Origin of the sequence: Paenibacillus sp. CFBP 13594, from assembly GCF_014842675.1 — a bacterium.
GTDB lineage: Bacteria > Bacillota > Bacilli > Paenibacillales > Paenibacillaceae > Paenibacillus > Paenibacillus amylolyticus_B.
Window position 1 is genome coordinate 180,262 of sequence record NZ_JACYVQ010000008.1, and the last position, 13,269, is coordinate 193,530.

A 13,269-nucleotide genomic window follows, 5' to 3' on the forward strand; every position below is an offset into this window, starting at 1 on the left:
GATGATTTGGGAGGAAGAGTTGAGGGGGCGTTCCATATAAAGGAAAGTTACTGAACAGCGCCGAATACGTATTCAGGTGATAAATGATGATAACTATTCGTGTGCTCCAAGTTCCAGAAGTATTGCCCGAGGCGTACTGGGACCACTTTTTGTCGCAAGTTTCTGCCGAGCGACGTGCTCAGGCTTCGCGTTTTTTGCGTCAGGCTGACGCGTATCGCTCCGTGCTGGGAGAGATATTGACTCGTGTGACTTTGAGCAAGTTGACTGGACTGAGACCTGCTGAGCTTTCTTTTACCCATAACTCCTATGGCAAACCTTCGCTCAGTCACCATTCGGATGTACCATTCAACGTCTCCCATTCTGGTAATTGGATTGCTCTAATCTCTGGCGGTACAGATGAACTGGGCGTAGATGTGGAAAAAATAGCTCCAATTGACATGCAGATTGCTGAGCGTTTCTTCTCTCCTAAGGAGAGCCAGTTCTTGGCTGCCGAGCCTGACGACCGGCGGCTGGAGACCTTCTACCGTCTATGGACGCTGAAGGAAAGTTATATCAAGGCAGTCGGTATGGGCTTGTCCATACCGCTGGACTCCTTCGCCATCCTACCTAATGAACGGAAGGAATGGCATTGCAAACAGGCCGGGACATATCTCTTTCTCAGTCAGCGACTGGATGATGGACATATGCTTGCGGCATGTTCTGCTGGGGGAGAGCTGCCGAGCAAGACGGAGATTGTAACCTTGGAGGATCTATACACAGAATTGGTTTAATGTGCGGCTAGTTGAGGCTTAATTGGGGGATTGTGAAGTATAGTTTGGATTTGGTTTTTGGGGTTGGGGTTAGGGTCGGGGTTAAGATTTGGTTCAAGCCCTAACGAACCTGACACGCCTTATGGGCTTCAATTACACAGGTCTGGCATTCTAAGGAATCCTACGCACCCTATATGCTCTAATATGTCCTTTTTCACGTTGATATTGCCGAACTCTGCACCAATAAGGTGTCTGAGGTTCGTTAGTTTTCCCAAAACACTAAAAATCCTCTATTAAGAGGTGTGAGATTCGTTAGAATTGCAAATATGATGAAGGAGCGGTCATTGACTCTCCTTCATTTTTACTTTTTATCAAAAAGAGAATATATCTCATACGAAACCATAATTTTCAAAAAAAGATTAACATCCTGTCCAGTTAATGGTACTATAGGACCAAAAGGAAGAAGAATAGGTAATAATAATCAGGTATTTACGACTAGATTCACACTACATACTTGTTAGTACTCGATTCTCTCTCCGATTCATTATTTTAGAAGGAAGTGGACAGATGCATATCTTTTTGCAAAACAGTGCAGGTGTAACCAAGAACGTGAAAGTAGGATTCAGCTGGACAACATTATTTTTCGGATTTTTCCCTGCGTTGTTCCGTGGTGATTTGAAATGGGCTGCCATCATGTTCTTGATTTCCGTAGCACTTGGTATTTTCACTGCAGGTGTTGGAGCTTGGATTAGTGGGATCGTCTTCTCTTTCGTTTACAACAAAATCTACATTAAAGAGTTGCTCGAAAAGGGCTACCGTCCTTCCAATGCTGAAGCTCAAGCGGTTCTGGAAAATAATCAGATTATTGCTCGAGCAGCTTAAAACCAAAGTAATACACGGATGATCATAGCAATTATAAGCTTTTAGATTTTTTATTGTAGATATACCAACCAGCAATCATGTTGAGATAAACACCAAAAAATCCCTGGCTAATCCGTCAGGGATTTTTTGGTGTTTATCAGATAACAATACCATTCTTTCATTTGCACTGAGGATTCCTGCACCAATGATGGTAATTTCTTTGTCTTTGGACTTTTGCGCGATATACACTCTGGCCCCGGTAGCCGGTGACAAGAAGATCTCAAGTACGGAGATATCAAAAGCAATCGTGGTCACGGACAGCGAGCCGTCCTACGGACCACCCCATAGTCTCGTACTCACATACTAAAAAAGCTAACGACGTAGTATCACGCGTTAGCTTTTTGGGTTTTAAAGGTTTAAATCCACACTCCGTTTACGTCTCTGACGTATGGATAGGACTAATCCCGGCTCCGCAATTTTCCAAGCAGACGGATGATCTCAATGTACAACCATACCAGTGTAACCATCAATCCAAATGCACCGTACCACTCCATGTACTTGGGTGCCCCACGTTCAGCACCACCCTCGATGAAATCGAAATCAAGGACCAGATTGAGGGCAGCCACAATGACGATAACGACCGAAATACCAATGCCGATCAAGCTGTTATCATGCAGATAAGGAATCGAAATTCCGAAGAAACTCAGTACAAAGCTCAGCAGATACATGATCATGATACCGCCGGTTGCAGCCACTACCCCAAGCTTGAAGTTCTCCGTAGCTTTGATCAATCTGGTTTTGTATGCCACCAGCAGAGCGATGAATACAGCCATGGTCAACAGGGCCGCCTGCAAGGTAATTCCGTTATACAGTGACTCATAGGTTGCTGAGAGTGCGCCCAGGAATAGCCCTTCTGCCACAGCATAGACCGGTACCAGATAAGGTGCCGCTACGGGTTTGAACGAAATCACAAGTGCCAGAATGAAACCAACAATTAATCCGCCATAAGCAAGCGGCATTACTTGTTGTCCGTTAAAGAACATCATCCAGGTTGCAAATGCACTGCCCAGTAGAATCACAAGCGTAATAAACGCTTTGTTCACCGTGCCGTTGATCGTCATGTAATTCTGATACCGATCTTCTCCATATCCTCTGTTTTCAAACGTGCTGTCTTTAAGTGTAGGGTTACCGCTACGACCGATCAACACAATCACCTCTTCATATGTATTTGGTATATCTGTGATACTAAGTTTGGGTTTACTACGTTTCAAATTCTACAAGCTACTCCCTCAAAAAGATCGGGAGGCACCAGAAGGAATCGGATGCAATCCTTCGATTACATCCTTACCTACTGGCGCAACACTTAGGACATATGTCCCAGACATTGCATGTTCATGTGCTTTTTAAGCGTCTTATTTGTACAAGACTTTATCTACATTGTATTTCGCACGCATCGTGTTGATGATATACGTCTCATAAATTTCACGATCTACCGGATCTTCAACCAGGCATACTTCAATCTTCGTTACTTCTTCGCGGTGATTCTTCATTGGTGATACCGTGTCTTCAAAATGCTTTTTGATACGTGGTCTTAATTTACGTGCTTTCCCGACAAATAACAACTCTCCAGCGGCATTGTAAAACATGAAAATCCCGCCTAGTTCCCGGGTAATCAGGTGAAAATCAGTAAATCCATAAATGTGGCTAAGCTGTGGATCCACCTGCTTTGTAATGGTTACATCCGGTGTTGGCACGGTAATATTAATCAATAGGCTCACTTCCTCATTATCTATAGGTTTACATCCTATCACATATTATAAACGGACACCATTTCATTCTATATGAAGTACAATTCACGCAATTTTCGCTATTACGACAAATATTTCAAAAAAAAGGTTAACTTCCCTGATTCAAAGTGGTACTATAGGGGTATGAGGAAGAAATTGGGCACTGAGACATACGTCTTTATATCTACCTCCGTCTATTGTACCCTATGATTGAAACTCTTTTTCATGCTGAATTCTGTTACGTGATCACGACAAGAGTACAGTTAGCAAGAACCCTAGCTTATAGATTGTGGATTCATCATCTAATCGACCCTTGCAGCAAGCAAACCTAGAAAGACCTAGATTCATGATTCACTGTAGATTTTAAGTATCACCTAGAAAGCCTGCAATTATAGTCGTACTGAAGTTAATAGACACACGTAGAAGGTCAGATAGCTATCGATCCTAGAGAGACTAGTCATGCAATACAACTGTAGAAATTATAGCAGCAGTACTATAGAAAATGGATCAAGTTTCACCACCAGGCCCCGGCATACTGCCAGGGCTTTTTTGCGTTTGTGCGTACAACCAACCACATGCTCAGGGAAACAGAGGTATCGTGGTTCTTTCTGCTGGGTTTATAATATGGCAAGATACCAATAGAGGGAGTGATGGGATGTATTCCGATCTGCAACTGACGGAGGACCGCCCTGTATATATACAAGTCAAAGATTATATGAAGCGATTGATGCTCAAAGGCGGCCTGCAAGCCAAACAAAAGCTGCCCTCGACCCGTGAACTCAGTACACTCATGAAGGTTAGTCGCAGCACGGTCCTGCTCGCTTATGCCGAGCTTGAAGATGAAGGTCTGATCTATGCAGTCAAAGGCAAGGGCAATTACGTCAGTGCCTCCATCGAAACGCCTGAGGCAGCAGCGAACTGGGAACTGGACTGGACGACAGAGGTAAGCGAGTATGCCATTCAGGCAGAGCAGTACGATCTGATGAAGCATGGCTCCGGTGCAGAGCGCGGTGAGATATCGTTTACCAGCATAGCACCGGATGAAAAGCTGTTTGATCTGCACAACGTAAAGCGGGCTTTTCTGGATCGCATGTCACTTGAAGGCGAAGTACTGTTGAATTACGGATATGCGCAAGGATACAGACCTCTGATGAACTATTTACTACGATATATGGAGAACAAAGGGGTCGACCTCCGTGGCAAGGACATCCTGATCACCAACGGATTCACGGAAGGTTTCGATCTGGTTCTTGGAGCGTTGCGCAAAAAAAGCGGAAAAGCGCTCTGCGAGAATCCAACGCACCACACGGCGATCAAAAATCTAAAATTACACCAGTTCCACCTGACCGGTGTGAATATGGAGCCGGATGGCCTGGACTTGAAGCAACTGGAACATGAACTTGAGGCAAGTCCATATGATCTGGCATACCTCGTGCCATCCTATCACAATCCAACCGGGATTGTGACGTCCCCTGCAAAACGGGTAGAGATCATCCGGTTGATGAACAAGTATCAGGTACCCATCATTGAGGATGGATTCAACGAAGAATTACGCTATTCCGGTTCCCACGTATCTCCCCTGATTGCCAGCATGGGCAAAGGCAATGGACTGGTGTATCTGGGCAGCTTCTCCAAAGTCCTGTTCCCAGGCCTGCGGGTAGGTTGGATTATTGCGGATGCGGCGCTGATTGATTATCTGGAGAGTATGAAACGGGCACGCAGCATCCATACCTCCACGCTGGACCAATCGTTATTGTATCAATATCTGAGCAACGGTAATTTCGAGAAATATTTGAAGCGTGCTCGCACAGAGTATAAGCGAAAATATGAATTGGTTGTGCGTTGCCTGAAGCAGCATCTGCCAATGTGCCGGATTTCCGGTGCGGGTGGTCTGCATCTGTTCGTGCAGTTCCCGTCCGAATACAGAACCCGTGAACTGCTGGCTGCCTGTAAAGTGAAAGGTGTAACGTTCACACCGGGGGATACCTTTTATCTGGAACATGGTCAGGGTGTAAACACGATGCGTCTGGGTTTCTCCAGAGTCAGCGATGAGAATATACGTAAAGGCATTCGTATCATTGGCGAGACAGTAGCTCACATGAGATAAGGAGGATTTCACATGAAAGTTGGCGTGATTATGGGCGGTACATCTTCGGAGCGGGATATTTCCCTGCTCACCGGACAGGAGATGATTGCAAACCTGAATAGAGACAAATACGAGGTTGTACCCATTGAGCTGAATACCAAACGCGATCTAATCGACAAGTCAGCGGGGATCGATGTGGCACTGCTTGCCCTGCATGGCAAATACGGCGAAGACGGTACGGTTCAAGGCACACTGGAATCGCTGGGTATTCCCTACACAGGCTGTGGTGTGCTGGCAAGCAGTGTATGCATGGATAAAGACATGTCCAAACAACTCATGCAGCATGCAGGTGTGCTTACCGGAGAATGGCTGCGGGTGAGCCACATGGAGGAACTATCCTCTATTGCTGTTCAACAATTAACGTACCCCGTGGTGGTCAAACCGAATTCAGGGGGTTCAAGTATCGGTACCCAAGTGGTTAAGGAGGCATCCACCCTCCCCGCCGCTGTAGAGGCTGCCCTCGTCTGGGATGATACGGTGATGATTGAACAGTATATCGAGGGTGAGGAGATCACCTGTGCCATTCTGGATGGTAAGATGCTGCCGGTGATCTCCATCCGTTCAAACGCTGCGTTTTTCGACTATGCTTCCAAATACGATGACCACGGGGCCGATGAGCAGGTTGTAAAATTGCCTTTAGACCTTCACAATCGCGTCGAAGCAGCGGCCTTAGCCTGTTATCAGGTGCTCAAATGCAGTGTCTACGCTCGTGTGGATATGATGATTCGGGAAGGCATGCCGTATGTGCTTGAAGTGAACACGCTGCCGGGTCTTACCCGTAACAGTTTGCTGCCCAAAAGTGCAGCAGCTGCAGACATTTCTTTTGCAGAGCTGCTGGATACCATTATTGAACTTTCATTGAAGGAAAGACCCAAGGAGGATACAACATTATGAGCCTGGATGTGACGATTAGACATAGTTCCACTACCGATCTGCAGGATATGGTCATTCTGATGGACCAACTTGGTTATCCCACCACGTACGCCGAGATGGAAGAGCGCTATACCCATATCTCTGCGGACGCAAACTTTACTACACTGGTTGCTGAAGCACGAGGCCGCGTAGTTGGACTGATCGGATTACAGACGTCTTATCTATATGAAAAGAACGGAAGACACTGCCGTATCTTGGCATTGGTTGTACACGACCAGTTCAGGGGCTCAGGCATCGGCCGTCAGCTTATTCTTGAAGCTGAGCACTGGGCAGCCACGCATAACGTGGATTCCTTGTCTCTGAACAGTGGCAATCGTCCAGAACGTGAAGCTGCACATGAATTCTATCGCCAGATGGGCTTTATAGCCGGGAGTACCGGGTTTAGCAAAAAGCCGCAGATTCTACAGCACACTTAACCTGCGGGATACGGGATACGCCCCCTTGAATATCAAACCAAAAAAGAACGCCCCAATCCGCACATTGGCGAAAAAGGGCGTTCTTCAGTATATATCTATGCTGCATCGATGTGCTGTTGATGATTATGGGATCAATATTTGGCTGACTGCGCACCATCAATCGGAATAATGGCTCCATTGATGAATGGTGCTTCACCGGACAGCAATAAGGCAACGAGGCGCCTTTCAGGACTTCATAGCTTCATAGGCTGCAAGTAATTTCTCTACTTCTACTCCGTTGATCTTCATCCCGTTCACTTGACACTCTTCCAACTGAACCCCAGATAGATCGCAATCGATAAAACGACTTCCCCCAAGATCACAATGCACCCACTGCATGGGTACACGGTCAGATCCAAGGTGTGTGTCCTGGAATTGAACGCCATCCAAAGCACAGAATTCAATCTTGCTGTCGGTTAGGCGTAAATCAGCTAGCAATATATTGGTCATATTTAGATTGGTAAATTTGCTTCCACTTAAGTTGCAGTCGGTTATCCGACTATTGGTCAGATTACTGGTGCTGTAACGAACCGAGTCCAGATTAGCTAGAACATATTCAACCACTGACTCACCCGAGTCCTTGGCTAATGTCTCATCACATGTTGGATCAAAAGAATCAACGGACATGTTCTTCTCATATACAAACTCATCCTTAGATGCATAGATACAAACATATCCCATTTTTTCGTAAAAATGATGATTATCCAACTGCCGACCTGAGGTCTCCAACTTCCAGATTTCAATCTGCGGAAATTCAGCCTCAATAAACCTCATGACTTGAGTTCCCACACCACGGCCCTGGCATACGGGATCAATATAGATCTTATCGATCCTGGCATGTTTTCGTCCAAGCACGTTAACACTCACTCCGCCAATAGCGCATCCATCTGATTCTACAACATAATAATCCCATTCACGGATCACGTAACGATGCATGCGAACTGACGAATAATCAGGCGGGCATAGATTGCTATCGATATCCTTCTCATTATCCGCCCAGACTTTTATGACATGATCAAAAGCACGAGTGCAAATCTCTGTAAGTACAACAGCATCTTCCTGCTGTGCTCGTCGTAAGCGAATTTCAGAATGTATCTGCTTCGGTTCCACTGGTTCGGTCTTTACTTTGAGCAGTTCAAAATAATCGTAGCACTCCTTGTCCATAAGCATTCTGCGAGAGATATAACGAAAGCCCGCATGCTCCAGAACTTTGCGTGACGGCTGATTGGAGGGCTTCACAATGCCCACAATTCGATCCAGCAAGGTATGCTCAAATAAATATGCTGTTAGGGCTCGAACTGCCTCTGTAATGTATCCTTTATTCCGGTAATCCCGGGAGATGGCGTAAGCCACCTCGCGATCAGCCCGATCCAGCATGTCATTTGAAAATACGCCACACCAACCGATGATACGCTGATCTTCATTGTGTACAACGGCAAGCAGGATGCGTACATCTTCCGGGTTGAACTGTTCGTAACTGCCAACGACAAATTGTAAGAATTCGCGCAACTGCTCCTCGGTCATCTTCCAATCTGGCAGGACATCTGTGATTTCAGGTTGTTGGGTTAATGCATACACGGCAGCCTGATCTTCAAGCATAAATGGACGCAACGTAATGGAGTTTGAATGGATGAATAATTGACTTTTCATATATGACACCTCTGGGGATTTATTTAGGATGACACAACAAAGAGGAGCACCTCCAATAGAGGCACTCCCCGATCCGTTTCATCATTTCAGAAACGCCGAAGCTCCTCGTAATGGGTCAAAAGGACACACGTATCCCGTTCATGATCAAACGGAATTTTTGCGGTGTTCTTTTCACGATCATTACGAGAAATCTGGCATACTCTGAAATCCCCTCTCATACTAAGGCTTACTTACAACGTCTCACTTAAGGACGGTCAATGTAAATCCAGCCTGTTTCTTGTTCCTTATCTACAGTAGCTCCAAGGGATTCAGCCACAAAGCGCAGCGGCACATACGTCTTGCCGTCCTTGCCTACATAAGCGGATTCCACCATGGTTACTTCTTTACCAGCAACGGTTGCCTTCTTGGAACCTACGGTCAGGACAATCTCATCACCAGTGATGTCGTCAATGACAACGATTTGGTTCGAGCCTTTGGTCCATTTCACTTCAGCATCCAATTCTTCAGACACGTAGCGAAGCGGAACAAATGTTGTGTTCTTAACGGTGATCGCCCCGGCGTATTCATCATCCGGGAAGAGCACTACACTTTTACTCGTGATTCCAGCTTCATCTTTCAGCAATTGGTATGCCAGTGAATTGGAATCAAAATTGCGCAGCATCTGTCCAGGCGTAATATCATCCTTCATCAGATCCATAACGCCGCCGGATACATCCACTTCATCAACTGCAACTGTGCCACCGATATTCCACTGTTCACTGTCTCCACTTACCGTTACAGAGTTCACCGGCAGATCCTCAGAAGCAGGCAGCGCTACTTTCAGTTCAAAGTTTTGCTTGCGAATATCCAGCTTGCTGTCGAGATAGAAGTCCAATTTCAGTTTGGTTTCTGTACCAAAGACCGTTTTGAATTCAGGGGTCTCATTCAACAGGTTGTTCAGCTCCTGATCATAATTGACCAACATACTGTCCAATCCTACTTTGATGATGGCATATAGTGACGCAACGGCTTCATCTTTCGATTCAGGAACGATCGAATTCAGTGTGTCGTCTCCCCCACCTTCTACCTCATTCACTGCTTCCAGTACAGGGTAGAACACATCGTATAGATCGCCAATCAGGTCTTTCAGTCCTTGCTCATCCTTCGAAATACTCGTCAGGAACGGTTTAACCATGGCAAGCATCTCTTCACCACTAACTTCCAGATGCAGCTTGGAGAGGCTAAGTGCTTCGCCATTCACGGATTCCTGTACCGGTGTTACGGAGATGTTCTTCGGATTGGACAGATGCTTCAGGACAAAAGAGAACAGTTTCGGGGAAAGTTCCTCGAGTTGTTTCTCCAGAGCCTTCGTATCTACCATTGGAAGCGCCTGTGCATCCTGGAACGTATCCAGAGACATGTACAGCGGTTTCTGGGCTCCGTCCAGATCAATGACCAATTGGGACTCATTCATGGACAGGTGGAAAGGTAACTTCGTTCCCTCCATGCTCAGTGTACCTTTGATCGATGCTGTCTTCGCATCTTTCATTTTGGCTTGATCAATATCCAGGGATATGGAATTAATGAGTTCGATCATTTCAAGGTCTTTTTCTGTAGCAAATTCCTTAGCCGGTTCTATGTTTATATTCATGGATTGTCTGGATTCACCGGACTTGATACTCGCGCCATTGGCCATTGCTTTGCCAACGTCTACTCCACCCACAGCCTGACATCCTGTAAGAACAACCATTAAGAGTACTAGTGGCACTGCCATCCATTGGACTAACTTCCGATTCGTAATATGAACTCCTCCTTAGAAAAATATGGTTCATTTCCATTATGAAGGTATAGGTAATTCTTGTAAACGGATACGCAAAAAAATAAACCGAAAGGCCGGACCATGTCCGACCTCTGGTCTATCTATATTTCAGCATATCGTATGTTTCGATAAAACATCCTGCTTCATTGTGCAATGCTGGGAGTTATTCTTGCTCCTGATCTTCTGCGAGTTTCTCATCCGTTTCTTCATCTTCCGCAGTTGTGGGAGTCTCGAATTGATCCGGCTCGTCCTCTTGAATCGCTTTGTTCTCTTCGTTCTGATCCTGTGTCATATCGCATTCCCTCTCTTCTACCGGATTGTCATGTCATCAAGGCCTGAGCCTTGTGTCTATCAATAACCCGAATAGGCACAGTTCAAACCTGCCTCAGTGTCGGCCATAGAATTCCCCTCATAATTTTAGTGCTCATTTAGAAAACATAAAAGATGATCCCGTTCCCACTTGCAGCCGTGGCCTGAAACAAGGCCTGAATATCATCCACGGTCTGAACGATCTCCTGAAATGTCTCTTCCGCGTCCCAATCTTCCATAACTGGATAGACACCTTCAGCGATCATTTGGTCCAGATTATACCGCTCCTTTAATTCTTCCGGTGTGAGCTGCTCCAATGCCATATAGGCTTCCACCACCTGCTCGTTACTAAGCAAAAATAGATCCATATCCGAATAGTTTCCCACGTATTGCTCACCTGCGAGAGGCACCACATATCCCAGGGGAGGCTCCCCTTCTACCAAGTTACCGTTCAGTGTGAACTGCAGCATCTGCCACGTTTTATCAATATCCAGATCCACTGCACAATCATGCACACTAACCTCACCTGACTTAATGGATTCAACTAGCTCCTTTGTTACCACAAGATATCTGCCGGACATTCCCATACCGCTACCCCTCCTGTGTAATTCCTTCTATTGTTCCCCATTAACCGTGCTTGTTGGTTCAGAATCGGGGTAATCCCTATCAAGGAGGGTGTATACATGAAAAAATTTGATTACAGTCTCAATTATGATGAGTTGGATCTGCGCAAACATCCTGAGCTGTACACCGTAGGCCGGGGTGAGCAGGGTGTTCTCATGGTTGAGCCGTACAAGGGCGAGATTCTGCCACACTGGCGATTCAAAACACCCGAGATTGCGACAGAGTCATCGGAGAAGATCTATGAGCTATTTTTGGAGTATAAGAAAAAGGGGGATTTCGTGGGTATGGATATGGCTCGCAAATTTCTGCAGATGGGCTATACACGGGCCAGACGGTATACAAATCACAAAGGAGGACGCAAATACTCAAAGGAGGATGGCTCGATCCTGCCCTATCAGAATGATAAGGTGAAGGCAGAAGCCGCGGCAATATTCAAAGCACAATGGGAGATTGCGAAGACGGATCCAGACTATGTGAAAATGAAGAAGGAGCATCGGGAAAAGTACGAGTCTGATGAGGCGTAGGATCAATGGTGAAAAGATTGACTTATGGAAACATTTGTCTCAGAATCGATCTTATTACTGTACATTTTCAACCATTATATTGGAGAAGAGAGGCGCATCCAATTATGACAGATTCGTTCATTCACTTAAACACAGGCCAGAATATCAGTATCAACGAATCCACCCAACTTCAGGTAACCATTCAATGTACATCATCTCCTTCTCCCTTGGATGTTAGCTGCTTTATGGTGAACGAAGAGGGAAAAGTCCCATCCGACGACTATTTTGTTTTCTATAATCAGAAGGCCGATCCCCATCAAAGTGTGCTTCTGCAACAGGCAGAGGAACTGAAATCCTCTTTTGTACTGGATACAAATCAATTACAGCAGGCCCCTGTGGAAAAATGTGTGTTTACGGCTACTCTGGATGCGGGAGGCACCTTCGCCGATGTTCAGGCATGTCAGGCGATTGTACAAGCGGGTTCCCAGCAGATCACCTATGAGATCACACAGGTCACTGCGGAAACAGCACTTATTCTCATTGAAATCTATAAGTATCGTGACGGGTTCAAAGTTCGTGCGATTGGGCGAGGTTTCTTTGGTGGATTGCAGCCGCTGGCGGAGTCATTCGGTGTTGAAATTGAGAGTAACGACACCGCGGAAGCCGAACAGGTTCTTCTCACCGCACAAGCTGAAGTAGCAGCGGCCTCTTCAGAAGTCTTGGTACCTGTTGCTGCACCAAACACGAATCATGCACCGCTGAACCTGACCAAGATCGATCTCCTTAAGCGTAAAGTAACCCTGTCTCTGCAAAAGAAAAAGATCGAACCTATACAGGCACGTGTTGCCGTTGTATTTGATGCATCAGGCTCCATGTACCATCTGTATCGCAAAGGCATCGTGCAAGAAGCCTTCGAGCGTATCCTGGCGATTGCATCAGCGTTTGATGATAACGGAGAGTTGGACGTCTGGTTCTTCGCCAAAGACTTCTTGCGTGCACCTAGCGTCACCGCTAGGGATTTCGAGAATTATATTGAACGCACATATACGCTGGGAAGCAAAGGCGGTACCAATAACGAACCTCCTGTGATGCAGGATGTCATTCGCAAATATACGATCGAGGAACCCGATGTGAAGATGCCAACGTATATTATCTTTTTTAGCGATGGCGGGGTCAGTCAAAAAGGGAAAATCATGCGGCTTATTACCGAAAGCTCAACCAAAAATCTGTTCTGGCAATTTGTTGGCCTAGGCCAAGCCAATTACGGTATTCTCGAGAAACTCGATGACATGACAGGACGTTTCATCGATAATGCTGACTTTTTTGCTCTCGACGATATCTCCAAGATCAGCGATGAAGAATTGTACGATCGTCTCCTCACTGAATTTCCAGGTTGGATAAAGGAAGCTCGGGCCAAAGGTATTTTGGCCTAAAGCTTTTACTCTATACCCCTA

Annotated in this window: 14 protein-coding genes; 7 read left to right on the forward strand and 7 right to left on the reverse strand. The window is 45.9% G+C overall.

The annotated features are described in order from the left end of the window. The first annotated feature begins 86 nt into the window (after positions 1–86). Entirely contained in the window at positions 87–770 is a 684-nt protein-coding gene (locus IFU39_RS24135) for a 4'-phosphopantetheinyl transferase family protein (RefSeq protein ID WP_206759588.1), read from the forward strand. Between the two features lie 546 nt (positions 771–1,316). Continuing rightward, complete coding sequence (locus IFU39_RS24140) at positions 1,317–1,631, forward strand: DUF2628 domain-containing protein (protein ID WP_192135327.1); 315 nt, start codon at positions 1,317–1,319, stop codon at positions 1,629–1,631. 75 nt (positions 1,632–1,706) lie between these two features. Here IFU39_RS24140 and IFU39_RS24145 read toward each other — a convergent pair whose 3' ends face one another. The 3 genes from IFU39_RS24145 to IFU39_RS24155 all read right to left on the reverse strand — a co-directional run bounded on the left by IFU39_RS24145 (position 1,707) and on the right by IFU39_RS24155 (position 3,379). Continuing rightward, positions 1,707–1,925, reverse strand: coding sequence for a hypothetical protein (locus IFU39_RS24145; protein WP_192135329.1), 219 nt, complete (start codon positions 1,923–1,925; stop codon positions 1,707–1,709). Between the two features lie 143 nt (positions 1,926–2,068). After that, positions 2,069–2,815 carry a Bax inhibitor-1/YccA family protein gene (locus tag IFU39_RS24150; RefSeq protein WP_091012415.1) on the reverse strand — a complete coding sequence of 249 codons (747 nt, stop codon included), beginning with the start codon at positions 2,813–2,815 and terminating at the stop codon, positions 2,069–2,071. Between the two features lie 207 nt (positions 2,816–3,022). Beyond that, a complete protein-coding gene (locus tag IFU39_RS24155) occupies positions 3,023–3,379 on the reverse strand; it encodes a nucleotide excision repair endonuclease (RefSeq protein ID WP_017691590.1) in 357 nt (118 codons plus the stop codon). Between the two features lie 673 nt (positions 3,380–4,052). Between IFU39_RS24155 and pdxR the strand changes: the two genes are divergently transcribed. Genes pdxR through IFU39_RS24170 form a run of 3 tightly spaced genes read left to right on the forward strand, consistent with a single transcriptional unit; the run spans position 4,053 to position 6,892 of the window. Next, positions 4,053–5,504, forward strand: coding sequence for a MocR-like pyridoxine biosynthesis transcription factor PdxR (pdxR, locus tag IFU39_RS24160; RefSeq protein WP_192135331.1), 1,452 nt, complete (start codon positions 4,053–4,055; stop codon positions 5,502–5,504). 12 nt (positions 5,505–5,516) lie between these two features. Next, the gene (locus tag IFU39_RS24165) at positions 5,517–6,437 is read left to right on the forward strand and encodes a D-alanine--D-alanine ligase (protein WP_192135332.1); all 921 of its coding nucleotides are present in this window, start codon (positions 5,517–5,519) and stop codon (positions 6,435–6,437) included. Then, complete coding sequence (locus IFU39_RS24170; RefSeq protein WP_244661095.1) at positions 6,434–6,892, forward strand: GNAT family N-acetyltransferase; 459 nt, start codon at positions 6,434–6,436, stop codon at positions 6,890–6,892. The genes IFU39_RS24165 and IFU39_RS24170 overlap by 4 nt, the downstream gene beginning before the upstream one ends. A 225-nt stretch (positions 6,893–7,117) precedes the next feature. Here the strand turns inward: IFU39_RS24170 and IFU39_RS24175 are convergent, their stop codons facing one another. The 4 genes from IFU39_RS24175 to IFU39_RS24185 all read right to left on the reverse strand — a co-directional run bounded on the left by IFU39_RS24175 (position 7,118) and on the right by IFU39_RS24185 (position 11,275). Next, positions 7,118–8,581: a GNAT family N-acetyltransferase gene (locus tag IFU39_RS24175; protein ID WP_192135333.1), complete on the reverse strand. Its 1,464-nt coding sequence runs from the start codon at positions 8,579–8,581 to the stop codon at positions 7,118–7,120. A 244-nt stretch (positions 8,582–8,825) separates the two neighbouring features. Continuing rightward, on the reverse strand, positions 8,826–10,334 hold the full coding sequence (locus IFU39_RS24180) for a copper amine oxidase N-terminal domain-containing protein (protein ID WP_192135334.1): 1,509 nt from the start codon (positions 10,332–10,334) through the stop codon (positions 8,826–8,828). Positions 10,335–10,542: 208 nt separating this feature from the next. Next, positions 10,543–10,671: a hypothetical protein gene (locus IFU39_RS33305; RefSeq protein WP_274599293.1), complete on the reverse strand. Its 129-nt coding sequence runs from the start codon at positions 10,669–10,671 to the stop codon at positions 10,543–10,545. A gap of 136 nt (positions 10,672–10,807) precedes the next feature. Next, the gene (locus IFU39_RS24185) at positions 10,808–11,275 is read right to left on the reverse strand and encodes a YfbM family protein (protein ID WP_206759589.1); all 468 of its coding nucleotides are present in this window, start codon (positions 11,273–11,275) and stop codon (positions 10,808–10,810) included. 96 nt (positions 11,276–11,371) lie between these two features. On the opposite strand from IFU39_RS24185, the gene IFU39_RS24190 reads away from it, so the two are divergent. Both IFU39_RS24190 and IFU39_RS24195 read left to right on the forward strand, forming a co-directional pair. Further along, on the forward strand, positions 11,372–11,836 hold the full coding sequence (locus tag IFU39_RS24190) for a DUF4385 domain-containing protein (RefSeq protein ID WP_047840920.1): 465 nt from the start codon (positions 11,372–11,374) through the stop codon (positions 11,834–11,836). Between the two features lie 104 nt (positions 11,837–11,940). Next, positions 11,941–13,248 (forward strand): VWA domain-containing protein, encoded by a 1,308-nt coding sequence (locus tag IFU39_RS24195; protein ID WP_192135336.1) that lies wholly within the window; start codon positions 11,941–11,943, stop codon positions 13,246–13,248. The last annotated feature ends 21 nt before the right edge of the window (positions 13,249–13,269 follow it).

Coding starts and splice junctions, on each gene's coding strand:
- IFU39_RS24135 (WP_206759588.1), top strand. CDS start 87: ATGATAACTATTCGTGTGCTCCAAGTTCCAGAAGTATTGCCCGAGGCG.
- IFU39_RS24140 (WP_192135327.1), top strand. CDS start 1,317: ATGCATATCTTTTTGCAAAACAGTGCAGGTGTAACCAAGAACGTGAAA.
- pdxR (WP_192135331.1), top strand. CDS start 4,053: ATGTATTCCGATCTGCAACTGACGGAGGACCGCCCTGTATATATACAA.
- IFU39_RS24165 (WP_192135332.1), top strand. CDS start 5,517: ATGAAAGTTGGCGTGATTATGGGCGGTACATCTTCGGAGCGGGATATT.
- IFU39_RS24170 (WP_244661095.1), top strand. CDS start 6,434: ATGAGCCTGGATGTGACGATTAGACATAGTTCCACTACCGATCTGCAG.
- IFU39_RS24175 (WP_192135333.1), bottom strand. CDS start 8,581: ATGAAAAGTCAATTATTCATCCATTCAAACTCCATTACGTTGCGTCCA.
- IFU39_RS24180 (WP_192135334.1), bottom strand. CDS start 10,334: ATGGCAGTGCCACTAGTACTCTTAATGGTTGTTCTTACAGGATGTCAG.
- IFU39_RS33305 (WP_274599293.1), bottom strand. CDS start 10,671: ATGACACAGGATCAGAACGAAGAGAACAAAGCGATTCAAGAGGACGAG.
- IFU39_RS24185 (WP_206759589.1), bottom strand. CDS start 11,275: ATGGGAATGTCCGGCAGATATCTTGTGGTAACAAAGGAGCTAGTTGAA.
- IFU39_RS24190 (WP_047840920.1), top strand. CDS start 11,372: ATGAAAAAATTTGATTACAGTCTCAATTATGATGAGTTGGATCTGCGC.
- IFU39_RS24195 (WP_192135336.1), top strand. CDS start 11,941: ATGACAGATTCGTTCATTCACTTAAACACAGGCCAGAATATCAGTATC.